The organism is Flavobacterium sp. CSZ, from assembly GCF_015350725.1.
In the GTDB taxonomy this organism is placed as follows: Bacteria; Bacteroidota; Bacteroidia; order Flavobacteriales; family Flavobacteriaceae; genus Flavobacterium.
Genome location: NZ_JADKPQ010000005.1, coordinates 144,926 through 169,050, shown reverse-complemented (window position 1 = coordinate 169,050; position 24,125 = coordinate 144,926). Strand labels below are relative to the sequence as shown.

Here is a 24,125-nt window from a genome sequence, read left to right as displayed (position 1 = left end):
AAAGCTTTGCGAACTTTGACTCTTTTATAAAAGAGAAAAGTAAAAAAACTTAGCGTTATTTGCGGTAAATTTTTTTTCGCTCTCCATAGGTTTTTGAATTAGACCAAAACAAGCACAATTACTCCTACTTTAAACAAATAACAAAACACAGCAAACTTAAATTATCTTATATAACTTATATGGTAAAGTCATAAAAACAAAAAAACCCGCTCTTTTCAGAACGGGTTTTGTAATAAGTAATCTAATGATTATGCTTCGAATGGAAGGATAGATACATAAGATTTGTTATCTTTTTTCTTTTGGAACTTAACAACTCCAGCTACTCTTGCGTGTAGTGTGTGATCTTTACTGATGTAAACGTTTTCACCTGGATTATGTTTTGAACCTCTTTGTCTAACGATGATGTTCCCAGCAATAGCAGCTTGTCCACCAAAAATCTTTACGCCTAAACGTTTTGATTCTGATTCTCTACCATTCTTCGAACTACCGACACCTTTCTTGTGAGCCATGACGTATGAGTTTAAATATTGTTATTATTCTTTAGTAGCTTCTTTTTTTGCTTTTGGAGCTGCTGCTTTTTTTGCTTTTGGAGCTGCTTCAACTTCAGTTGCCGGAGCATCTTCTGCTACAACCGCTTTTTTAGCTGCTGCTTTTTTAGTTCCACCTGCTGCAGTAATACCTTCAATTACAATTTGAGTAAGATATTGTCTGTGACCATTTCTCTTTTTGTAACCTTTTCTTCTTTTCTTTTTGAAAACGATTACTTTATCTCCTTTTAAGTGTTGTAACACTTTAGCTTCTACTGAAGCACCTTCTATAGCTGGGGCGCCTAAAGTTACGTTTCCGTTATCATCTAATAAAAGAACTTTGTCAAATGAAACACTTGAACCTTCTTCATTAGACAAACGGTTAACATAAACCTTTAAGTCTTTGCTTACTTTAAATTGTTGCCCTGCTATCTCTACGATTGCATACATACCAAATTGATTTATTGATTTTTAAGGTTGCAAATATACAATTAATAATTTACTGTGCAATCTCTTATTCTAAAAATATTTATTTCATTTTAAAGTCTGTTTTTCAAGGCGTTTCATGCCATAAAAAGAAACATTTAGCCGTATAATACTGTTAAAGTATCACCAAAACAAACACTAACCCTTAATTGATAATTAAAAAAAGTTAATTTTGATGTAACGATAATCAACTCTTGGCTACCTACATATATAGGTAAATAAAAATTATTAATCTTTATGAAAAAATCAATAATGATGTTAAGTGCAGCACTAATGCTCGGCGGAGTGGCTCATGCTCAAAAGGTAGCTTTTGAAGAATACAATTTAGATAACGGCATGCACGTTATTTTGCACAACGATCCGTCGGCTCCCGTTGTAATCACCTCGGTAATGTACCATGTAGGATCAAAAGACGAGCGTCCGGACCGAACTGGTTTTGCGCATTTCTTTGAGCATTTATTATTTGAAGGAACACAAAATATAAAACGCGGCGAATGGATGAAAATCGTGACTGCGAATGGCGGAGTAAACAACGCCAATACTTCTGACGACAGAACGTATTACTACGAAGTTTTCCCATCAAACAGTTTAGAACTTGGTTTATGGATGGAATCTGAAAGATTGATGCACCCAATCATCAACAAGATTGGTGTTGAAACACAAAATGAAGTCGTAAAAGAAGAAAAAAGAATGCGTTACGACAATCAGCCGTACGGAAACATACTTCCGGAGGTTAAGAAAAACATGTTCAAAAACCATCCGTATCGCTGGACAACTATTGGCTCAATGAAAGATCTGGATGCTGCAACGCTCGAAGAATTTCAGGCTTTTAATAAAAAATTCTATACGCCAAACAATGCCGTTTTAGTTGTGGCAGGAGATTTTGACAAAGCAAAAACCAAAGAATGGATCCAGAAATACTTTGCTCCAATCCCTAGAGGCGAAGAAGTAAAAAAACAAACTTTTGTCGAAGAACCAATCAATCAGACTATAAAAGCTACGTATGAAGATCCGAATATTCAGATCCCGATGATTGTTGCTTCTTACAGAACACCTTCGATGAAAACCAGAGACGCAAGAGTTTTAGATTTAATCTCTTCTTATTTAAGTGACGGAAAAAGCTCAAAATTGTACAAAAAAATAGTTGACGACAAAAAGATGGCACTTCAAATTGGCGCTGTTGGTTTTAGTCAGGAAGATTACGGAATGTACATTTTATATGGTTTACCAATGGCTCCCAATACAACAGCTGATATCTTAAAAGAAATGGATGAGGAAATTGTAAAAATTCAAACCGACCTGATTTCTGAAAAAGATTATGAAAAATTACAGAATAAATTCGATAATAATTTTGTGAACGCCAATGCAAGCGTAGAAGGAATTGCTGAAAATCTGGCTTCTTACTACCTGCTTTACGGAGATGTAAATTTAATCAATACTGAGATTGATATTTACCACTCTATTACCAGAGAAGAAATTAGAGAAGTGGCTAAAAAGTACTTAAACCCTAACCAGCGTTTAATTTTAGACTACGTTCCTTCAACTAAAGTTCAAAACTAAGCTTATCGAATCATGAAAAAAATACATACATTTTTAATTCTTTTATTCCTGACTGGAATTATGCAAGCACAAAATCGTCCACAACCAAAACCAGGCCCTTCTCCAGTAGTCAATATCAAAAAACCACAAACTTTTGTTTTGGCAAACGGTATGAAAGTTTTAGTAGTTGAAAATCATAAACTACCACGAGTAAGTTTTAATTTAACCCTGAATAATGCTCCTTTTACAGAAGGGAACAAAAAAGGTGTTGATGAATTAACCAGCAGCCTGATTGGTAACGGAACTCAAAAAACAACCAAAGAGGCTTTTAACGAAGAAATTGATTTTTACGGAGCAAGTATTAACTTTTCTTCAACAGGCGCTTATGCAAGTTCTCTTTCTAAATATTCAGGACGCGTTCTGGAACTTTTGGCAGAAGGTGCTTTACAACCGAATTTTACTCAAACTGAATTTGATAAAGAAAAAGCAAAATTAATCGAAGGGCTTAAAGCCGATGAAAAAAGCGTTCCGGCAATCGCAACAAGAGTTGTTGATGTTTTAGCTTTTGGAAAAAATCATCCTTCGGGAGAATTCCTTTCAGAAGAAACGGTAAAAAACGTAACACTTGCAGATGTTCAGGCAAATTATTCGACTTATTTTGTTCCTGAAAATGCTTATTTGGTAATCATTGGTGATGTTAAATTTAAAGAAACAAAAGCAGCAGTAGAAAAACTTTTTGGCGGATGGAAAAAACAAGCAGCTCCAAAAAACACTTACCCTAATCCTGAGAATGTTTCTCAACTTCAAATTGATTTTGTAGACGTTCCTAATGCGGTACAATCTGAAATTTCATTGGTAAATACCGTGAATTTAAAAATGAGTGATCCTGATTTTTTCCCGGCCGTAATTGCCAATCAAATTTTAGGTGGAGATTTTAATAGTTACCTGAACATGAATTTACGTGAGGAGCACGCTTGGACTTATGGCGCAAGTTCAAGTATTGGAGCAGGAAAATATGTTACTAAATTCAAGGCATCATCTGCTGTACGAAATACGGTTACGGATAGTGCTGTAGTTCAGTTTATAAAAGAAATTAAAAGAATCAGAACCGAAAGAGTTCCTCAGGAAGTTTTGAGAAATGTAAAAGCAGGATACATTGGCCGCTTTGTAATGCAGGTCGAAAAACCACAAACTGTTGCCAGATATGCTTTAAACATTGAAACAGAAAATCTTCCAGCTGATTTTTATGAAAAATACATCCAGACTGTCAATAATGTTACAGCTGACGATATTTACCGTGTAGCCAACAAATATTTCCTATTAGATAATATGCGAATTGTAATTGCAGGAAAAGGTTCTGATGTAATTACTGGTTTAGAAAAACTTCAAATTCCGATTTTCTACTTTGATAAATACGGAAATCCTGTTGAAAAACCTGCGACCAAAAAAGAAGCTCCGGCAGGAATTACTGCCAAAACAGTTTTCGAAAATTACCTGAAAGCAATTGGTGGCGAAAAAGCAGTTGCTGCTGTAAAAACTTTAGCTATGACAGGAACAACAACGGTTCCTCAGGCGCCGGGACCTTTAACTTTTACTTCTAAATTAGATTCGAAAGGAAAAATGATGGTTTCGCTTGCCATGGGAACTATGAATTTAATGAAACAGGTTGTAAACGAAAAAGGTGCTTATATCGAGCAACAAGGTCAACGCAAAAATCTTGAAGGCGCAGATCTTGCCGACATGAAAGCCAGCGCTGCTCCTTTTGAGGAATTACAATTACAAAAAAGAACAGACTTAAAAGTAGAAGGAATCGAACCGATAAACGGCAGCGATGCTTATGTAATAAAAGATGGTAAAACAACGTATTACTACGATGTAAAATCAGGTTTAAAAACAGCAAAAGGCAAAGTTCGCGAACAAGACGGAAAATCATCTTCTCAAATCACAAACTTCAACGATTACAGAGAAGTAAAAGGTATTAAAGTTCCTTTTAATCTGGTTCAGAATGTAGGTTTTGAATTGGATATTAAAATGTCTGAGATCAAAATCAACGAAGGGGTTTCTGAGAAAGATTTTCTTTAGGAAGGTTCAAAGGTACAGAGGCTCAGAGGCGCAATCCCGAAGCTTCGGGACTGAGTTACTAAGATTCTTAGAGGCTTTGTCAAAGTTTTAAACTTTGACAAAGCTTTTTTTTACGCTCTATTTTGTCACTCTGAATCAATTACATTTCAAAAAAAAAAAAAAAAAAACATCTCACAATTAAAAGCTACTTCTTAGCCGATAAATACACTCCGATTAAAATAATAAATGCTCCAAAAAACTGAATTGGCGTTAGCATTTCGTTATCTAATAATCCCCAAAAGAAAGCGACTATTGGGATTAAATAGGTTACTGATGTTGCAAATACGGGCGAAGACATTTGTATCAATTTAAAAAATACAACATTTGCGATTCCGGTTCCCAGAACTCCCAGAATCATTACAAAAAGAATAGAATGCTGGGTGACATCGATATTTATTCTTTGTGTAATATCTGTAAAACTCAAAATGATCAAAGCCGGCAGAAGCAAAACAGCAAAGTTTCCTGTTGTAATACTTACCGAATTCAGATCTGATAAATATTTCTTGATGAGATTGACATTGATGGCATAACAAAGCGTTGCAATAACAACCAAAACTACATAATAATAATTTTGCCCGGGATGAGCTGAGGCTCCGCTTAAAACCAATAACAAACAACCTATTAAACCCACAAAAACACCAAGAACCTGTCGTTTTTGAAACTGGATTCCAAAAGCAATTATTCCCAGAACTAAAGTATTTAAAGGTGTAAGCGAATTTAAAATAGCCACTATCGAACTATCGACCTGGGTTTCGGCAATTGCAAAAAGAAAAGCGGGAGTAAAAGTTCCGAAAACAGAAGTTATGGCTACAAATTTCCATTGGCGGCGCGAAATTTTCTTTAGACTATTAAACCCAAAAATCAGTAAAAACAGGGCCGCAAAAATAATTCGGAATGAACCTACCTGAATCGCCGTTAAACCAACGAGGCCTCTTTTTATTAAAATAAAAGAACTTCCCCAAATAAGCGAAAGAACAAATAAATAAGCCCACTTTAATTGCTTTGCATCCATAAATACCATTTTGATGCAAATTTGTAATAAATTTATGAACTGACCTCTTCCTTTTTACTAATTTTGCAAGGAATACAACTTATCAATTTAAAAATCATATATAATGAAATTTACAAAGATCATAGCCGCTTTCGCCATCGCGAGTTTAGTATTAGTAAGCTGCAAAAAAGAAGAAGATAAAAACCTTGCCAATATAAAACCCTTAAACACAGCTGTAAAAGAACACAAAGCAATTGCTGCTGAAAATGTACAAACGGCAAGTTTCGAAATAGAAGGAATGACTTGCGCTATGGGATGTGCCAAAACAATCGAAAAAGAATTATCTAATTTAGACGGTGTTGAAAAAGCTACAGTAGATTTCGATAAAAAAACAGCTACTGTTGTATTTGACAAAACAGTTCAAAATCAAGACAGCTTCACAAAAGTAGTTGAGGCAACCGGAGACGGAAAAACCTATAAAGTTCTGAATACCAAATCTTAAAAAATTAAATTCCAATATTTAAAAAAAATCCAATATTTTAAAATTCCAAATTCCAATAGCAATCGGTATTTCGATTTGGCATTTTTCTTAAAGTGATATTAATTTCAAGACATAAAAAAAGGGCGTTTATAAAACTAAACGCCCTTTTTTTATGTCTTCTTTATTTACTTCCACTTCAAAGTTTCCATTAATCTTTGCATGTCATTTTTGATATAACTCGCCGCCGGCATAATTGAATCAAAGTTTGGCTTAGCATAAAAATAAACGGATCCTGTTATAAAATGCTTTGTACTATCGGTAAGGTAAAACTGAGAGTTTGTAGCCGCATTTCCGTCAACTTGGTAAAACATACCATAAACCTTTTTTTGAGGGTTTAAATAGGGTTGTTCTAATATATCATCGGCTTTAATTACGTGTTCGTAGGTAAGTTTCTGAGCATCTTTCAGCAATTTCTCAATATTGCCGTTTACAGGTTTGTAGGTAAGGTAAATTGTTGCTTTCATTTTAGGATAGGTAATCGCAAATCCGCAATCTTTCTCACCTTTTATTACAGCCCCTTCGTTCATATCAAAGGCAAACGGACAATTGTTTTCAAAACTAACATATTTTGCTTCCGGATAATCTAAACGAAGAAAACCTGATGGCTTAGGCACCACATCATCTTTACAACTTAAAACAGTCAATGCCAGTAAAATTGTTGCTATCGAAATTGTTTTTTTAAACATTTAATCTATTGTTACTTTTATTTGTTTAACACGCTTTTTATCGACTGTTTCTATCGTAAAGACACAATTTTCAAAAGCTACTTTTTGATCTTTTTTAGGGAAATTACCCAAAATTTCTAAAATAAATCCGGCTAACGTTTCTGCCTCACCTTTGTGAGATTCAAAAACATCTTCATTAACATCTACGATTCTGTAAAAATCTTTCATGTTAATTTTTCCTTCAAAAAGAAAATTCTTTTCATCGATTTGAGAGAAATTCAAATTCTCATCATCAAACTCATCGCTTATATCCCCTACTATTTCTTCAATAACATCCTCCAGAGAGACTAATCCTGATGTTCCGCCATATTCATCAACTACAATTGCCAAATGGCTTTTAAGACTCTGAAAATCCTTTAATAGATTGTCGAGTTTTTTATTCTCAGGAACAAAAAATGCTTCTCTTACCAAAGAAGTCCAATCGAACTCATCATTATCAATATGAGGCAGTAAATCCTTAACGAATAAAACTCCTTCAATCTGATCGATATTATCCCTGTAAACCGGAATTCTTGAAAATCCTTTTTCGATTATTTTTGGACAAATTACTGAAAATGGCTCCGATATTTCTAACGCAAAAATATCAATCCTCGGGCTCATTACTTGTTTTGTATCGGTATTTCCAAAAGAAACAATTCCTTCCAGGATTTTCTGTTCTTCGCTTGATGTACCTTCAGAATCTGTAAGCTCTAAGGCTTGCGAAAGCTGATTTATCGAAAAACTATTTTTTTGTTTCCCTAGTTTGTTGTGCAAATATAGCGTAACACTGCGCATAGGCAAACTTATTGGCGATAGTAATGTATCTAAAATAGCGATTGGATATGCAACGCGTTTTGCGAATTTTATATTGTTGCGGCTGGCGTAAACTTTAGGCAAAACTTCTCCAAACAATAAGATAAGAAAAGTAACCAGAATGATTTCGAGTATAAACTTAAAGACCGGAGAACTTACATTCGCAAAAATATTTTGTCCTATAAAAGAGAACAAAATAACAACTCCAATATTAAAAAAATTATTGGCTACTAATAAGGTGGCTAAAAGTTTTTTGGGTTTATCTAAAAGATTCGAAATAATTTTCCCTCTTGGATTATTTTCCTGCAATGTTTCGTCAATGTCTTTTTGAGATAAAGAAAAAAGCGCTACTTCGGCACCTGAAACAATTGCCGAAAGAAACAGCAAAATAAATATTCCGACAAAACCAATGATTAAATTGATGTCTAAAGTGGTATTAAAAAATAAACTGGGCTCCGGGTCCAAATTAAAAAAGATTAGTTAAACAATCAAAAAGGTAAGTCATTTATAGGCAAACCTTCATTTGTCGCATCAAAGTTAGTGTTTTTTGCTGGTTCTGATTCCTGCTGCGGTTTATGATTTCCAGTTTCTTTTTTGGTCGTCAGGAAAGTAAACTCGGTCACCTGAATCTCAGTGGTATATTTTGTAGTACCATCCTCAGCTTGCCACTGGCGTGATTTTATACGCCCTTCTATATAGATTTTATCTCCTTTAGAAAGGTATTTTTCGCAAATTTCGGCGGCTTTATTGCGTACAACTAAATTATGCCACTCTGTTGAAGTTATTTTTTCATTGGTCGTTTTATTGATATAAACCTCATTTGTAGCCAATTGAAAACGACCTATACAGTTTCCGCCATCAAAATAATGCATTTTCACATCATCGCCTAAATGGCCAATTAGCATCACTTTATTTAATGTTCCATTCATAATTTTACAGTGGTATTTATCCCAAAGATACATTTTTTTAGCAATTTATTTCTTGCTTTTCTATAAAATTATAAATCACTACAGGAAAAGGAAAAGTTTTTAATTCACTGGAATTCAATCCGTTTTCGATTATTTCTGCAATTTTAACCTTCCAAAACTGAATATGAAGATGTTGATGCGAAAGTTTATGCACAACAGTAGTTTCATTACATCCTTCCATACCTAATATAGTATAAGAAGGAAAAACATCATTTACGACAGCTTTTGAAACCACATCAAAATCAACAATTTCTGCAGTTTCAAAAAGAGGAAACTCATATAAATTATGCCAGATACCTTTGGCGGTTCTTTTCTGAATTAAGGTATTGCCTAAAACATCTTCTAGTATTAAATAATTAAAGAAGCGATTGGTCACTTTAAGTTTTTTTGATTTTACCGGTAAAACCGATACTTTCTTTTTTTGGAGTGCAACACAACTATCATTAAAAACACATATAGAACAATCCGGACTTTTAGGCACGCATTGCAAAGCACCAAACTCCATTATTGCCTGATTAAAACTTGCAGGATCATCTTTTGGCATTAATTCGTAAGCGAGCTCCGTAAATTCTTTTTTTGTTGCAGGAAGAGAAATATCAGATTCGATATCAAAATAACGCGAAAGTACACGAAACACATTTCCGTCGACTACGGGAACAGCTTCATTATAAGAAAAAGAAGCAATTGCCGCTGCGGTATATTCACCAACACCTTTTAATTTTAAAAGATCTTTATAGTTCCCGGGAAAAACTCCATTAAGGTCATTTGAAACAAATTGAGCCGTTTTATGCAAATTTCTGGCGCGGGAATAATACCCTAATCCCTGCCAAAGTTTCAAAACCTGCTCTTCTGAGGCATTTGCCAAATCAAATACAGTAGGAAATTCCTCCGTAAAAGCAAAAAAATACGGCGTTCCCTGCGCAACTCTAGTCTGTTGCAACATAATTTCTGAGAGCCAAATATGGTATGGATTGGCCGTTTTTCGCCATGGCAAATCACGTTTGTTTTGTAAATACCATTTTATCAATATGTTAGAAAAATTCATTGCAAAATACTTAGAATACAAAAGTAAATGTTTATGTAATTAAAATTTAACGAATTAGCTTGATTAATTATTTTTTTAATTCCTATATTTGCAAACTCAAAAAAATAGTACACCATTTATAAAATAAAATAGGAAAGAAAATGACGAAAGCAGATATCGTAGCGAAAATTTCAGAGAAACTAGGTCTTGAAAAAGGAGATGTTCAAGCAACAGTAGAAACTTTTATGGAAGAAGTTAAAACTTCACTAGAAACTGGAGACAATGTTTACCTAAGAGGATTTGGTAGTTTTATCGTAAAAACCAGAGCTGAAAAAACAGGTAGAAACATTTCTAAAAACACCACTATCAAGATTCCAGCACACAACATTCCTGCGTTTAAACCTGCAAAAGTTTTTGTAGAAGGAGTAAAAACAAATAACGAAGCAAAATAATACTATTAATTAATCATAAAATCGACACGATATGCCAAGTGGTAAAAAAAGAAAGAGACATAAGGTAGCTACGCACAAAAGAAAAAAAAGAGCGAGAGCTAACCGTCACAAAAAGAAAAAGTAGTTTTAAACTACTTTTTTCTTTTTAAAAGTTCATTGAAATTGAAAAAAAGATGAAAGAAAAAAGAAAATAGAATATAGACGTAAAAATCTATCTTCGTTGCTCTATTTTCTATTAATCTTCTTTTTCCCCGGGTTCAATACCTGTTAAAAAATATTGTTTAATCCATCTGTAGATAAGATTTTAGATCTTAGACATTAGATTTTAGATTTTTTTTTGAATCTATGCTCTTCTCTCTATACTCTATTTTCTGAAAAAACAGATAAAAATTTACAGTGTGAATAAAGAATTAATCATTAGATCTAGTTCTGAAGCCGTAGATTTTGCCTTATTAAAAGATGGAAAACTAATTGAATTACACAAGGAAGAAGAGAAAAGCAACTTTCAGGTTGGTGATATTTTTATTGCCAAAATACGAAAACCCGTTGCCGGACTTAATGCTGCTTTTGTAAATGTAGGCTTCGAAAAAGATGCCTTTTTACATTATCACGATTTAGGACCTAACTTAGCTTCTCAACTGAAATTCATAAAACTTGTAAGCGCAGGTAAAATAAAAGATTTCTCCCTAAAAACCTTTCAGTTTGAAAAAGAGATTGACAAAGATGGCATCATTACTGATATTTTAAGTGCCAATCAATCTGTTTTAGTTCAAGTTGTAAAAGAACCTATATCGACCAAAGGTCCAAGAATAAGCGCTGAGCTTTCATTGGCAGGAAGATTTATTGTTCTCGTTCCGTTTTCTGACCGCGTTTCTATTTCTCAAAAAATAGAAGACAAAAAAGAAAAGGACCGACTAAAAAAACTTGTTCTATCGATCAAACCTAAAGGATTTGGTGTTATTGTTCGCACAGTAGCCGAAGGCAAAAACGTAGCCGAATTAGAAAAAGATTTGCAGAACCTGCTTGGCAGATGGACTGCAATGTGTAAAAAATTACCAACTGCTCATCATCCTTCAAAAGTATTAGGAGAACTCAACAGAGCTTCTTCGATATTAAGAGATGTATTCAACGATACCTTTAGCGGTATTCAGATAGATGACGAAGAGTTGTACCATCAAACGAAGGAATATCTGCAAGAAATTGCACCTTCAAAACAATCGATTGTTAAGTTTTATCAATCAAATGACACTCCAATTTTCGAGAAATACAATATAGAGAGACAAATCAAAACTTCATTTGGACGAACCGTCTCCATGAGTAAAGGCGCATATCTTATCATCGAACATACTGAAGCTCTTCACGTTATAGACGTAAATAGCGGAAACCGTTCGAATAAGGCGACTAATCAGGAAGACACCGCCATGGAAGTAAATATGATTGCAGCCGCTGAAATTGCCAGACAACTTCGTTTGCGTGATATGGGTGGGATAATCGTAGTTGATTTTATCGATATGTCTAATCCTGAAAACAGGAAGGTTTTGTTCGACTTCTTGCGAGAAGAAATGAGCGACGATAAAGCAAAGCATAAAATCTTACCGCCTAGTAAATTTGGTTTAGTTCAAATTACCAGACAACGCGTAAGACCAGAAGTAAATATTAAGACTAGAGAAGAAGATCCAAACAATGAACATGGCGAAATTGAAGCGCCAATTTTGATCATTGACAGAATCGCATCTGATCTGGACAGAATTTTAAAAACCCACAAGGGTGTTGTACTTAATGTACATCCGTTTGTGGCTGCATACCTCAGTAAAGGTTTTCCATCATTACGTTCAAAATGGTTTTTTGAGCATAAGAAATGGGTGAAAATCATACCTCGTGACGCTTACACGTACTTAGAATATCATTTCTACGATAAAAAAGGAAATGTTATTTCAGAATAAAAAACAAAAACCGCCTTTCGAAAGACTGGCGGTTTTTTTGTGGCTCATTGCGAGGAACGAAGCAATCTCATTTCGATTTTCAATTTTGGAGTTTTAAAAATTAAAATTTCTTTTTAAGGAGTTATTTGCAGCTATCCATTTTCATAAAAAACTTTCGTTTAAAACTTCTACTTTTCCATTGAAAAATCACTAATGAACTAAAAGCAGAAATGAAACAAGTAAAATAGATTACTCCTATTATATATTTTGTAGCCCCATCTCCTAATATTACAAAGTTTTTGAAGTCAAAAAAACCTATTCCTGAAATAAGAGTACTAAAAAAATACGAACAAATTATACTTATGAAAATTTGAGAACGCTTTGTATTTATTAAAAACTAATGTCATCGACTTTACTGGTAAAATAATTGCATAAAACAAAAGCCAAAAACCTTGTATTCTGTTTGAATTTATGTCAACTAAAAATCCAAAAACCGTATAACAATTAAATATTGATGATATAAAAAGAACTATTAAGTAGGTATATATTGTTTTCATAATTTAAATATTTCACCGTTACTCCCTCACAATTTCTATTTTTCTTCTAATTTCATTCCCGCAAGCATCTACAACCGTAATATAATGTATTCCTGTCGTTGGAGAAATAGGCAATTCATGAAACGTTTTTGTGGTTGCTTTATACACATTATCAACATACCAAAACAATTCTTTATCCCTTTCGGAATAAGCAACTTTTAGAATTACAGGCTGGACTTCGCTATTAAAATTCTTTGTTAGATATATTTTACTATTTGCCTTTGGATAAATAAAATCCATAGTGGTCGTTTGCGTTCCCTGACAATCTTCTTTAAAAGGCGGCAAAGGCAAATACTCTATATGCTGGCTTTTATAGTACCACGCCATAACGGGAGGCAAAACAAACCAATTTTTAGTGACTATATTATCAATGCTTTCGCAACTGCTATTGACCTGAAATTTTTCGGTTTTATCTAAATGAACCTTTTTATGATAAGGGCAAACTGCAGTGGATTTTCCTTTTTTAGAAACCCATTGCTTGATTTTAGGACATTCTTCTTTTGCCAAATAACCACTTAAACGGCAAACCTCAACTTCATCCAGATCTTTATAAGGTGTTTGAAACCATCTTTGTCTAGGCAATAAATTAAAAACATCAAATAAAATGGGCGCTGCACTTGTTACTCCGGTTAAAGTTGGTCTACCCTCGCCTGTTGCATTTCCGACCCAAATTCCCACAGCATATTTTGAATTTGTTCCAATAGCCCAGGCATCTCTGTTTCCGAAACTCGTTCCTGTTTTCCAGGCAATTTTCAAGGAGCTGTCATAAAACTTCCAGGCTTCATCGCCTTCAGGTCGGTTTACTTCTTCCATCGCATTATACGTTAACCAAATCGATCCGGCGCCTAATATATTCTTCTGATCTGTTTCGGAACCAAAATCAGGCTCAAAATCGTTTCTGAAATTGAGTTCGGTAAATTCTTTGGTTCGGTATTTTGCGTTATTTTTAGTGTAATAATTCACCGTAGAAGATAGATTCGCGTAAGTTCGGCACAAATCCCATAGATTACTTTCGGCACCACCCAAAATAAGCGATAACCCGTAATGGTCCGGCGTTTTATTAATATCTCTTAATTTGAACTTTTGCAGTTCTTCATAAAATTTGTTTACCCCAAAATCCTGCAACATCAAAACAGAAGGAATATTCAAAGACCTTGACAAAGCACGATGTGCAGGTACGGCCCCGTCAAAAGTCAGATTAAAATTTTGTGGCGTATAACCTGAAATTTGAGTCGGAATATCAGCCACTAAAGTATTCGGCAATAGTTCGCCATCATCAAGCATTGCAGCATATAAAAGGGGTTTTAGGATACTTCCCGTACTTCTAGGTGCATCAATAATATCAACGTCTTTCTGGTGATCTTTATCTGTTGGTGCGTTTCCTAAATAACTCATTACATTTCGATTCGAAACATCAATGACCAAAATCGCCAGATTATTCACCTCATTTTGTTTGTACTGATTGTAGTAATAACGCGCAATTTGATTGACTCTATTCTGCAAAGCATAATCAATTGTTGTTTTTACCCGTGTTCCTTCATCTTCTTTCGCTACTCGTTGCAATAAATGAGGCGCTATTTGAGGCAAATCATACGGTTTTTGAGGTAATGGTTCTTCGATAGCAAGTTCGTACGTCTGTTGATCAATTATTCCTTCATTATGAAGTTTCAGCAAAAGCCTATTACGCTTATTCAGTAACTTAATCTGATTTTTACCCGGATAAATCAAACTCGGCGCATTAGGTAAAACGGCCAAAGTAGCATTCTCTGCCCAGGATAATTGATTCGATTGTACGCCAAAATAGCGCCAGGCAGCCATTTCAAGCCCCACAACATTTCCTCCAAAAGGTGCGTGAGCGGCATATAATTCCAAAATTTCATTTTTAGAATACCCTAATTCTAATCGCGTTGCCTTGATAATCTCGATAAACTTTTCGAAATACGTTCTTCCTTTTCCTTTTCGGGATAATCGGATCACTTGTTGTGTCAAGGTGCTTCCTCCTCGTACAACTTTACCCGCTTTTCTATTTTGTTTGATCGCATTTACCATCGCAACCGGATTAAAACCCGGATGTTTATAAAAATATTCGTCTTCAAAATAAACGATACATTTTTTGAATTTATCCGGCACGCTGTCTTGCGCAGGAAAACGCCATTGTCCGTCACGAGCAATTTTAGCGCCTAATAATTCTCCTTCTTTACTTTCTATAACGGTAGAATAAGGCTCCTGAAACAACGTTCGGGGTATAGAGAAATAATAAATCAGCAAGAGCAGAAATGCAATTGCTGATTTTATTTTATTCTTTTTAATCCAATTTATAATGCGTTTTGAGAACGCTATAAGTTTATTTTTCAAAGCTTTTAGTTTTGGCCCACGGATTAAACGGATTGAACGGGTTTTCGCAGATCAATTTTAATCTGATTCAATCCAATAAAAAAATCCATGTCAACCTGTATAATCCGTAAAACCCGTGGGCCATTTCATCTTCTATTTCACCACTTCAACCCAGAATCCTTTTGTTCTGGCCAGGAATGTATTATCGTACATCGCTTCGCATTGCAATCCTGGTAAATAATAATTACCTAGATAGGATGCATTAAGCAGAATCCTGAAGACTTTTGTTTCTCTGGATTTCATTCCAAAATAGAAATTAGTTCTGTCGTCACGGATATCGATATAATCGGCAATATTGTTTGTAGCGTCTCCATAATCTGTGAAACGTGTATTTACAATTTCGAAACCTGAAGGCAGAATTTGTGATAAGGCTACATTTTGAACACTTTCGTTTCTTTGGTTTTTAACTGTCACCTCTGCAACAAATTCGGTTCCCTGATTTATTTTAGAAACGTTGATAACGCCGCCTTTTCTGTTTTTGAAAACAATTGCTGCCGAAACATCACTTTGAACTACATTTTCCTGTCCGATTGGCAATATTCCTGTATTCAGAACACGAACATAAATCGTATTGCTTTTATTATTTTTTAAAGTAATACTATTAGAACCCGTTTGCACCACCAGACTTCTGTCGGCAATTGTTTTTTGAGTGCTTATTGTTTCTCCTTTTCCGTTTTTACTAAACTGAATATCAATTCCTTTTGGACCATTATTTGCCGCAAATCTCGACATCGCATACAAGCAATAAGCAGTAGTTTGGGTACTCATCCATTGATTATTAGACATTTCTTTGGCTAATTTTGAAGCCATCGAGAATGCTTTTTGTTTCTGGTCTAAAAGTAACATTGTCTCTAAAGCCATTGCTCTGTTTCTTTCGCTTGAACCATAATAGTAGTAATTATAATCACTTGATTCATTATCAATACTGGTACGCAGCAGTAGATTTTGTCCCGCTGATTTTTGCCCGGCTAAAACATATGCAGCAGCCAAACGAAGTTTACTTTCGTTCGAAATACCTTTTGTTTCGCGCAATCTGTTCATTGACGATAAATCAGCATTTCCAGCTAAAGCCAAGGTGTACAATCTATACGCCTGAGCCAGATCATTACCGTATTTAGCTTCAAAACGCCATTGTTTCGCTTCTTTTTGCTGATACGAAGTCCATTTTGATTTGAAGTTTATTGGCAACACATATCCTTTTTTCTCTGCTTCAATCAGGAAATGTCCTGCATATGAAGTTCCCCAATCATCACCAGTTGTATTTCCCTGCCAATAGGGTAATCCTCCGTTCGATAACTGAAAACTGCCTAATCTGGTAATCCCTGCTGTAATATTTTTTTGGATTAATGCTTTACGATTTGCATCCAGATCAACAACATCATTCAGGAATAACTGAGGAAAAACTGATGAAGTCGTTTGCTCCACACATCCATGTGGATATTGAATAAGAAACTGCAATCTTCCATTCAGATTAATGGTTGGCATAGACGAAACTTCCAGTCTCGCTTTATTACTTCCCGACACTCCAAAGGTTTTCCATGAAATTGTTTTGGTGCTGTTTGGCGCTAAAATAACATCGGTAAATGTACTCGTAACCGGATTAGGGTTCGTCATATCAATCTCGACATCATAAACCGATTTTTCGCTTCCTGAAGTGGCAATAACCTGAACTTTTGCAATTCCGGTTGCAGAACCTACAACTAAATTAAAATACGCCATTTTTTCGTCAGGTTGTGCAAAAGTCAGTCTTTGAGTGGCACTTCCCATTACTTTAAGTCCGGCGCTTGTTTTAATCTGAATCGAAACGTTTTTAACCTTGCTTTCCGTTGCAAAAACCGTAACCGGAATAGTCACTTTTTCTGAAGGTGAAATTTTTCTTGGCAATGAAGCCAATACCATCAACGGACTACGAACCGGAGTTGCTTTTTCTACACTTCCGTACGCACTTGTATTGGCATCACCCGCCACCACCATAGTTCGAACTGAACCTATGTATTTTGGTAATTTTAATTCATGCGATTTGGTTTGTCCTTTTTCTAATTTAAAAGGGCCATAATACAATACAACAGGTTTAAAACGGTTTGCTTTTTTAGCTTTTCCACCGCCCAAATCCTGATCTCCACCAATACTGAAAATCTGATTTATTTTTCCGCCATAAGCGCCAATTACATCATCATAAATGTCCCAGGTTTTTACGCCCAAAGCTTCACGAACATAGAAACTATCCCACGCATTTGGCGTTTTAAAACGAGTTAAATCCAATAAACCTTCATCGACAACCGCAATGGTATATGTCATTTCTTTACCGGTTTTCTCCCCTACTTTTACTGTGAATTTTTGCTCTGGTTTTAAAACATCAAGCATCGAGAGTGTAGGTGCCAAAATGGTATTTTTATCGACAACTTCGATAGGTACAATACCGTACATACGAATAGGTGAATCATTCTTGGTCGAAGCATGTGGCTGTAAAAGTGTAATATTAAAATATACATTTGGAGCCATCGCTGACGTTATCGGAATCTCTACTTTGGTCTCGCCTTGTTTTGTTTTGGCCCAAAGCGTCTGCACTACTCTTGATCCGTTTTCGATCGAAATTAAAGCACGTCCGCCTTCACTTGAAGGGAAAGATATCTGCGCTTTTTCACCTACTGCATAGTTTTTCTTATCCGTTGAGAAAACTAACATATTGGCTGTCGATGCATCTCTGTTACGTGTTTTTCCGGACCAAATTGGCCAGTCAATATTAACAGTCAAAGCAGTTGCATGACCATTTGTTTCATCTGAAACGCGAATTAAATAACGTCCCCATTCTTCATCAGATAATGTAAATTGAAAGCTTCCTCTTCCGCTGGAATCGGTATCAATTGTAAGAGACTTATAAGCTGTTGTTGAGTTCGATGAATTATAATTAGATAAATTATCACTTGAAGAATCCCACCACCATCTCCAGTCTACTTTATAAATTCTAACTTCAAGATTTTTAACTGCTTTTGGTCTTCCGTTTTCATCAACAGTAACCACCTCAAAACGATTGTTGGCTCTGGTTTCCAGCATTCCGTATTTATTAGGTTCCGGAGATTTTATACCAACATAGGCTTTATAAGGCGAATAAGTCGTCGAAATTACATCTGTACTAAAATCTCCTCCTTCTTCATATACTTTTGTGATGAATGATGCGCGAAGCATTCCCGGAGCCTGACCTTGTAATTTTGGCTCAATATTTACCGACGCTTTTCCACCTTCATTTAATTTTCCGGAAAAAACATTGATTTCTTCTGTACTAAATTTACGTACCAAATCATCAAAAGTAAATTTTTCATAACCTTTAAAAGTAGTTGTTTGTTGCGAAAACTTAGCCTGCATTTCTACATTCAGATTTTTCGCAATAGCGCCATGAAGCCATGTAACCTCAAGATTACTTGTGTTTGGATAAGAAGATGAAAGTGTCTTTCTTGAGAAATTATTTTTTACTTTTAAACGATTCGGTTTGATCGTTTCAATTTTAATGCTTTTGTAAAACTTAGCTCCGCCCACACTTATCATGGCTTCCCAATTTCCTGTTGGCGCTTCTGAACTTGTTGGAACTACAAATGAATAATGGTTTAATTCATTTGTTTTCTGAATCGTCTGATAAGTCGTTTTCCCGTTCGGGTCATTCAGTCTAAATTTTATTGGATGTGATTTCGGCAATTTATTCGCAGCATCGTTTAAAATGAAAGATAAATACAAATTATCTCCCGGACGCCAAACGCCGCGCTCTCCATAAATAAATCCTTTTAATCCCTTTTGCAAAGTCTCACCGGCAACATCAAAATTACTTAACGATAATGAAAGTCCGTCATCGAGTTTTACGTAAGTTGACTGATCGCCCAAAGTAACGATTGCAAAATAAGCGAATTTATCCAGCTGAAAAGATGCAATTCCTTCGCTGCTGGTAGCTCCAGTAGTTATTTTTTGCTGTTGATACGTATATAAATCTACTCTAGCATTAGATACCGGTTCTGTAGTAACAATGTTGTTTACGGCAAATAAATATGATTTATTCTCACCTCTTTTCGCAATTACACCCAAATCTGTGGCTAAAATATTGGTGGCAATTTTAGCATTATAATAATACGAGTTTGTACACGGATTTTCACTTTCTCTCCAGTCATAACCTTCATAATCATAGTCATAATCATCGTAAGAGTTTCCGCTGTAGTTGACATCATTCTCGTCAACCTCTTCTTCGTCATCATTATTTTCTTCAGTTTCAGAAGTGTCGCATTTATAAAGAGAATATTTCTTTTTATAAACAAATTCTACCCTGTAAATTGCTCCCGGTTCCGGCGTAATTATCTTAGATAAATCCAGGGCAAACGTATTCCATTTACTTGGAGTTATTAAGCCGCTTTCATTTAGTTTGAGCGTTGTTTTCGCAATGGGCTGTGCTACTTTTTTAAGATTCTGACTTCCGTTTAATTGATTGTATTGAAGAAACTGCAGAATATTGTTTTTGTAAATCTTATATACCTTTACATCAACAGCACTTAAATTTACAGCTTCGAAATTCAGTTTTAAATTATTCGAACTTGGCAGAATTGTTCCGTTTTTAATAAAGCGAACACTTGGTTTTATCTGATCAAAAGTAATTTTCTCGGTGTAATTCGAGTCCATCTTTTTACCGTACTGGCTTTCGATTCCCTCAAAAACTTCCAGAAGTAATTCTCCTGTAATAACCGGTTCCGGGGTTTCGTCTGGAACAACCTCAACTACTTCTTCAGCAACCGAATCCACTGCAACAACAGCAGAATCAACAGTAACCGAAGTAGAATCAGCAGAAGCATAATCTGTTTGCTGTACTACGACCGGAGCAGGAACTTCTTTTTTAGCTGCAGCTTCATTCGTAAAATAAACTTTTAATACATTTCCCTGAGTTGAAAATTTTAAGTTATTGGTATTCTGAATCGAAACCAAACCTTTAAAATCCTGTCCTTTTTCTAATGGTTCCGAAAAATTAATCAAAACCGACTGATTACTTCCTTCCGGAACATCAACTTTTACAATTTTAAATTCGTTTATACTGGTAATCGCATAATCTAATTGCCCTTTCTGATCGATATCAAAATCGTTTCCATCGTACGCAATCTCCAGATTTGTGGACTCATCATAACGTTGGATACTATCAATTATAAAATTAAATTCTTTGGCTGTACCTGTTTTTTTTTCGAATTTAATCTTAAGATTATTTCCTTTCTGACTTGCCGAAACTAATTTTATAGCCGTTTCAATATCAATATTATCTGCCGTTTTAAGTACACAATTCAAATATTGGTATTGTTTACTGTACGACTGAATATCTGCTGTATTAATTGTAAAATCCTGCTTGATTGTTTTTACCGTGAAGTTGAATTTCGAGAGTTCCTTTTCTTTCTCTTTCGGAATTGCGGTAAGTTTATCTAAGTTTAAAGTCACCTGATATTCTGTTCCGGGGTTTAATTTCTTCTCCGGAATAAAAGCCAGAGTATTGCTCGAAAGTGCGACTACTTTTCCGTCGACACTTGGCGAAATATCCAGCAAATCGCTGTCCAAAACCTGATTGACTTTCCAGTCTTTTTTATCGAAAGCCAAAACCACCCGAATATCAGATTCCGAGGAAACAATTCCCCCCGTAAAGCTGACGATATAATCTTTAAATAGTGAAAAATCGGAATTGAAATCGGCAGCAGATTTTCTACCACAAGATTGAAAAATAATAAACACACAAAACGCGAGAACTAATCCTTTTACTTTCACTTTTATATAGAATTATAAGGTTACAAATTCAAAATTGGCAGCAAATTTTAACTTTTTACAATTAAATGCATAACTATTAGTTTGCCAATTATGTTGTAGTAAATATAGATTATTTTTCTAAATAATTTAAGAGGAAAATTCCACCGAAGCTAATTATTTAAATTCTTAAACAGAAAAAGGTAATTTAGTTTTATAAGGAGCTATTTCCAGCTGTCCACTATATCTCAACTATATCTTTTCCTTGCTAAAGAAGCAAGAAAAAGGATGCCGCTCCATCTGGGCCAGCGCATTTGTTTTCATAAGAGTATTTAAAGCTCTGTTCCCAGCTTCGATAAAACTTTATCCATTTCAAGAAAATGAGTTTCTGAATTTGAAGCATAAAACAATTGGTTGCCAGCCATAATTACAATCACATCATCATCGTAATTACCATAGAAATTTATTCCATCTAGCCATTGTCTAAAAGAAACATCTTTGTTATCGAAATTTTCAGTTATAAAATCGAGCTCATGAGGTTCTAATTCATAAAATGTATTACATGGAAAATCTAATGCAAAACCCGCCTGAAGAAAAGCCATTGCAGTAAAAAAATCGGTTAAGTTTTCTGTTTCCAGGTTCCATATTTTTTGATCCTCACTCATGTACACCGGCGGATCAGATTTCGACAAATCATCTTTGTGAATTCCCCAAACGCAAGCTCTTTGATTTTCAGAATAAAATATCAAATAATCGTCATGTTTGTAATATTGAAAGCGCTCTGGTATAATTAATAAATCCTGCGTATGATTCAGGTTTTGAATTTTACCCAATTCAGTATAATAATCTTTAAATACTTTTGGAAGATCTCCAAATACATCCTTTACAACCTGAATTTCGTTTCCGGTAAAACCATTAGATTCAGTTATACCAAAAAGCTTTTTTATTATAGAGAAATCCGTCATGATGATTAGCTATTATTTACGTCTTTCAATAAAAAACCTTTTCATAAGATCTGCCGCTTCATTGGCCATAACTCCGGAAACCACGGTAGTTTTAGGATGTAGTTTTGTTCCCATAGTTATAAAACCGCGTTGTTCATCACGGGCACCAAAAACAATTTTCGAAATCTGACTCCAATACAAAGCTCCTGCACACATTTGGCAAGGTTCGAGGGTAACATACAAAGTACAATCTTTCAAATATTTTCCGCCTAAAAAGTTTGCGGCAGCAGTTATCGACTGCATTTCGGCATGAGCCGTAACATCATTAAGCAATTCGGTTAAATTATGACTGCTTGCAATTACTCTATCAGCCACAACAATAATAGCACCAACAGGAATTTCGCCTTTCTCAAAAGCTATTTCAGCTTCCTGCAAAGCTTTTTTCATAAAATATTCGTCGGTGAAGGGATTTATCATAATTGCAAAAATAGAACTTTAGACTTTATTTTTATTATATTTAGATTTTGAAATTTAAATATGGAGCAAAATTTTAAATTAACAATTCCTGAACCTTGCAATGAAAGTTGGGACGCAATGACTCCGAAAGATAATGGTCGTTTTTGCATGAACTGCTCTAAAACAGTTATTGATTTTACTACCATGCTTCCTGAAGAAGTTCAGCATTTTTTTATTCAAAATCAAAATACCAATATTTGCGGAAGATTTAAAAATTCGCAATTAGAAACCATTACCATTCAAATTCCAAGTCGCGTTTTATATACACAAACGAATTATACTAAAATGTTTTTGCTAGCTTTATTCATTGCTATGGGAACTACCCTGTTTAGTTGTCAGGATAAAGAGGGAAACAAAAATAGAATTGGTAAAATAGAAATTGTAGATAATAAAGGGCAAAATCAAGAGGAAAGCGAAACAACTTCCTGGTGTTATGGCCATCAGATCGAATCTAAAAAAGAAAAAACAAAAAAAACAAGTAGTGGATTTACAGTCGGAATGTTGCTTCCTGTTAATCCTATTGAAACAGGAAGTTTCAACTATGACATTATTTATAATTCAACTGATCTAGATATTTTACCCGTTCCGGAAAAAGGAATGGAAAATTTTCTTGATTTTTTTACCAAAAATTATATTATTCCAAAAACAGAGAAAGGATTTAAAGGTAAATACTCTATTATATTTGTGATTGAAAAAGATGGTAGCCTGAGTAATTTCAACATTACTAAAAATACACCGAAAGAAATAGGAGAAGAAGCCATTAGAGTTTTAAAAACGACGCCAAACTGGGTTCCTGGAAAACTAAAAGACAAAATCGTTCGATCAACTTACGTTTTACCAATTACAATTAAATGATGAACAATAGCTACAAAATAACAATTCCTGAACCTTGCCATGAAGACTGGAACAAAATGACTCCAAACGAAAATGGTCGTTTTTGCCTGAGTTGTTCTAAAACGGTTGTGGACTTTACAACTATGTTACCAGATGAAGTTCAGCATTTTTTCATTCAAAATCAAAATACCAATGTTTGCGGAAGATTTAAAAAATCTCAATTAGATACGATAACAATTCAAATCCCAAGTCGTGTTCTTTATAGTCAAACGCATTATCACAAAATGTTTTTATTAGCATTGTTTATTGCTATGGGAACGACTTTATTTAGCTGTGCTGATAAAGATGGAAATAAGAAAAAGATAGACAAAGTAGAGATTATTCAAAATGATCCTACAACAGAACATATTTCTGTTGGTGATACAAAAATTAGTAATTCAAACGCCCCTCTTTTACCTCCTCCACCTCCTCCAAAAATAGATCAGGTTAAATTTGTGAAGGGAAAAGCCAGAATTAAAAATGCAAAACTTGTAAAACCAGTACGTACAAATTGCACAGAGATTACTTATGAAGAATCTTTATCAAAAAGAAAAGATAAAAATAAAGTAGCTAAAGATTCTATAGTAGAGAATGAAACTTACTTTATGGGAGCGGCAATTGAAACAACGCCAATCTTCCCTAATGGAGTTGATAATTTTTATCAATTATTTATAAACGAATTTAAACAACCGGAGGAAACTGAAAATTTAAGAAATCGAATTATAGTTTCGTTTGTGATAGAAAAAGATGGCTCACTTTCAACTTTTGATTTTTCAGAAAATACAGACCCAAAAATAAAAACCGAAATAACACGTGCTTTAAAAACATTACCTAATTGGGTAGCAGGCACACAAAATGGCAAAAAAACAAGAACAAAATATAGTATGCCAATAGCATTTGAAAAAGACACTTCTGAAACTTCTCACTAATAAATTTAAAACCGTAAATTTGCTTTTTACCTTA

The 24,125-nt window shown here is 34.6% G+C and carries 18 protein-coding genes; 7 read left to right on the top strand and 11 right to left on the bottom strand.

The window, feature by feature from the left end; genetic code table 11:
• Nucleotides 1-248 precede the first annotated feature (248 nt).
• Complete coding sequence (gene rpmA, locus IRZ78_RS07765) at nt 249-509, bottom strand: 50S ribosomal protein L27 (RefSeq protein WP_017497241.1); 261 nt, start codon at nt 507-509, stop codon at nt 249-251.
• Nucleotides 510-533: 24 nt separating this feature from the next.
• Entirely contained in the window at nt 534-977 is a 444-nt protein-coding gene (gene rplU / locus IRZ78_RS07760) for a 50S ribosomal protein L21 (protein WP_194615983.1), read from the bottom strand.
• 273 nt (nt 978-1,250) lie between these two features.
• On the opposite strand from rplU, the gene IRZ78_RS07755 reads away from it, so the two are divergent.
• Both IRZ78_RS07755 and IRZ78_RS07750 read left to right on the top strand, forming a co-directional pair.
• Nucleotides 1,251-2,573 (top strand): pitrilysin family protein, encoded by a 1,323-nt coding sequence (locus tag IRZ78_RS07755; RefSeq protein WP_173969774.1) that lies wholly within the window; start codon nt 1,251-1,253, stop codon nt 2,571-2,573.
• A gap of 12 nt (nt 2,574-2,585) precedes the next feature.
• Nucleotides 2,586-4,634 (top strand): pitrilysin family protein, encoded by a 2,049-nt coding sequence (locus tag IRZ78_RS07750; RefSeq protein WP_194615982.1) that lies wholly within the window; start codon nt 2,586-2,588, stop codon nt 4,632-4,634.
• Nucleotides 4,635-4,818: 184 nt separating this feature from the next.
• On the opposite strand, the gene IRZ78_RS07745 is transcribed toward IRZ78_RS07750, so the two are convergent.
• Nucleotides 4,819-5,685 (bottom strand): EamA family transporter, encoded by an 867-nt coding sequence (locus tag IRZ78_RS07745; protein WP_194615981.1) that lies wholly within the window; start codon nt 5,683-5,685, stop codon nt 4,819-4,821.
• A gap of 103 nt (nt 5,686-5,788) precedes the next feature.
• Here IRZ78_RS07745 and IRZ78_RS07740 point away from each other — a divergent pair, with 103 nt between their 5' ends.
• Complete coding sequence (locus tag IRZ78_RS07740; protein WP_194615980.1) at nt 5,789-6,166, top strand: heavy metal-associated domain-containing protein; 378 nt, start codon at nt 5,789-5,791, stop codon at nt 6,164-6,166.
• Between the two features lie 164 nt (nt 6,167-6,330).
• On the opposite strand, the gene gldD is transcribed toward IRZ78_RS07740, so the two are convergent.
• Genes gldD through mutY form a run of 4 tightly spaced genes read right to left on the bottom strand, consistent with a single transcriptional unit; the run spans nt 6,331 to nt 9,735 of the window.
• Nucleotides 6,331-6,891 carry a gliding motility lipoprotein GldD gene (gene gldD / locus IRZ78_RS07735; protein WP_194615979.1) on the bottom strand — a complete coding sequence of 187 codons (561 nt, stop codon included), beginning with the start codon at nt 6,889-6,891 and terminating at the stop codon, nt 6,331-6,333.
• Nucleotides 6,892-8,187: a gliding motility-associated protein GldE gene (locus IRZ78_RS07730; RefSeq protein WP_194615978.1), complete on the bottom strand. Its 1,296-nt coding sequence runs from the start codon at nt 8,185-8,187 to the stop codon at nt 6,892-6,894.
• 23 nt (nt 8,188-8,210) lie between these two features.
• Nucleotides 8,211-8,651, bottom strand: coding sequence for a single-stranded DNA-binding protein (gene ssb / locus IRZ78_RS07725; protein ID WP_194615977.1), 441 nt, complete (start codon nt 8,649-8,651; stop codon nt 8,211-8,213).
• Between the two features lie 37 nt (nt 8,652-8,688).
• A complete protein-coding gene (gene mutY / locus IRZ78_RS07720) occupies nt 8,689-9,735 on the bottom strand; it encodes an A/G-specific adenine glycosylase (RefSeq protein ID WP_194615976.1) in 1,047 nt (348 codons plus the stop codon).
• A 140-nt stretch (nt 9,736-9,875) separates the two neighbouring features.
• On the opposite strand from mutY, the gene IRZ78_RS07715 reads away from it, so the two are divergent.
• Both IRZ78_RS07715 and IRZ78_RS07710 read left to right on the top strand, forming a co-directional pair.
• Nucleotides 9,876-10,166, top strand: coding sequence for an HU family DNA-binding protein (locus IRZ78_RS07715; protein ID WP_007805026.1), 291 nt, complete (start codon nt 9,876-9,878; stop codon nt 10,164-10,166).
• 398 nt (nt 10,167-10,564) lie between these two features.
• Complete coding sequence (locus IRZ78_RS07710; protein ID WP_194615975.1) at nt 10,565-12,109, top strand: ribonuclease E/G; 1,545 nt, start codon at nt 10,565-10,567, stop codon at nt 12,107-12,109.
• A 554-nt stretch (nt 12,110-12,663) separates the two neighbouring features.
• On the opposite strand, the gene pbpC is transcribed toward IRZ78_RS07710, so the two are convergent.
• From pbpC to IRZ78_RS07690, 4 genes are all read right to left on the bottom strand, one after another.
• A complete protein-coding gene (gene pbpC, locus IRZ78_RS07705) occupies nt 12,664-15,039 on the bottom strand; it encodes a penicillin-binding protein 1C (RefSeq protein WP_194615974.1) in 2,376 nt (791 codons plus the stop codon).
• Between the two features lie 132 nt (nt 15,040-15,171).
• Complete coding sequence (locus IRZ78_RS07700) at nt 15,172-20,853, bottom strand: MG2 domain-containing protein (RefSeq protein ID WP_194615973.1); 5,682 nt, start codon at nt 20,851-20,853, stop codon at nt 15,172-15,174.
• A 308-nt stretch (nt 20,854-21,161) separates the two neighbouring features.
• The gene (locus tag IRZ78_RS07695; RefSeq protein ID WP_194615972.1) at nt 21,162-21,794 is read right to left on the bottom strand and encodes a hypothetical protein; all 633 of its coding nucleotides are present in this window, start codon (nt 21,792-21,794) and stop codon (nt 21,162-21,164) included.
• Nucleotides 21,795-21,806: 12 nt separating this feature from the next.
• On the bottom strand, nt 21,807-22,250 hold the full coding sequence (locus IRZ78_RS07690) for a nucleoside deaminase (RefSeq protein ID WP_173969762.1): 444 nt from the start codon (nt 22,248-22,250) through the stop codon (nt 21,807-21,809).
• 60 nt (nt 22,251-22,310) lie between these two features.
• Between IRZ78_RS07690 and IRZ78_RS07685 the strand changes: the two genes are divergently transcribed.
• Nucleotides 22,311-23,144: an energy transducer TonB gene (locus tag IRZ78_RS07685; RefSeq protein WP_194615971.1), complete on the top strand. Its 834-nt coding sequence runs from the start codon at nt 22,311-22,313 to the stop codon at nt 23,142-23,144.
• Nucleotides 23,145-23,200: 56 nt separating this feature from the next.
• Entirely contained in the window at nt 23,201-24,091 is an 891-nt protein-coding gene (locus IRZ78_RS07680; protein ID WP_194615970.1) for a hypothetical protein, read from the top strand.
• Nucleotides 24,092-24,125 lie beyond the last annotated feature (34 nt).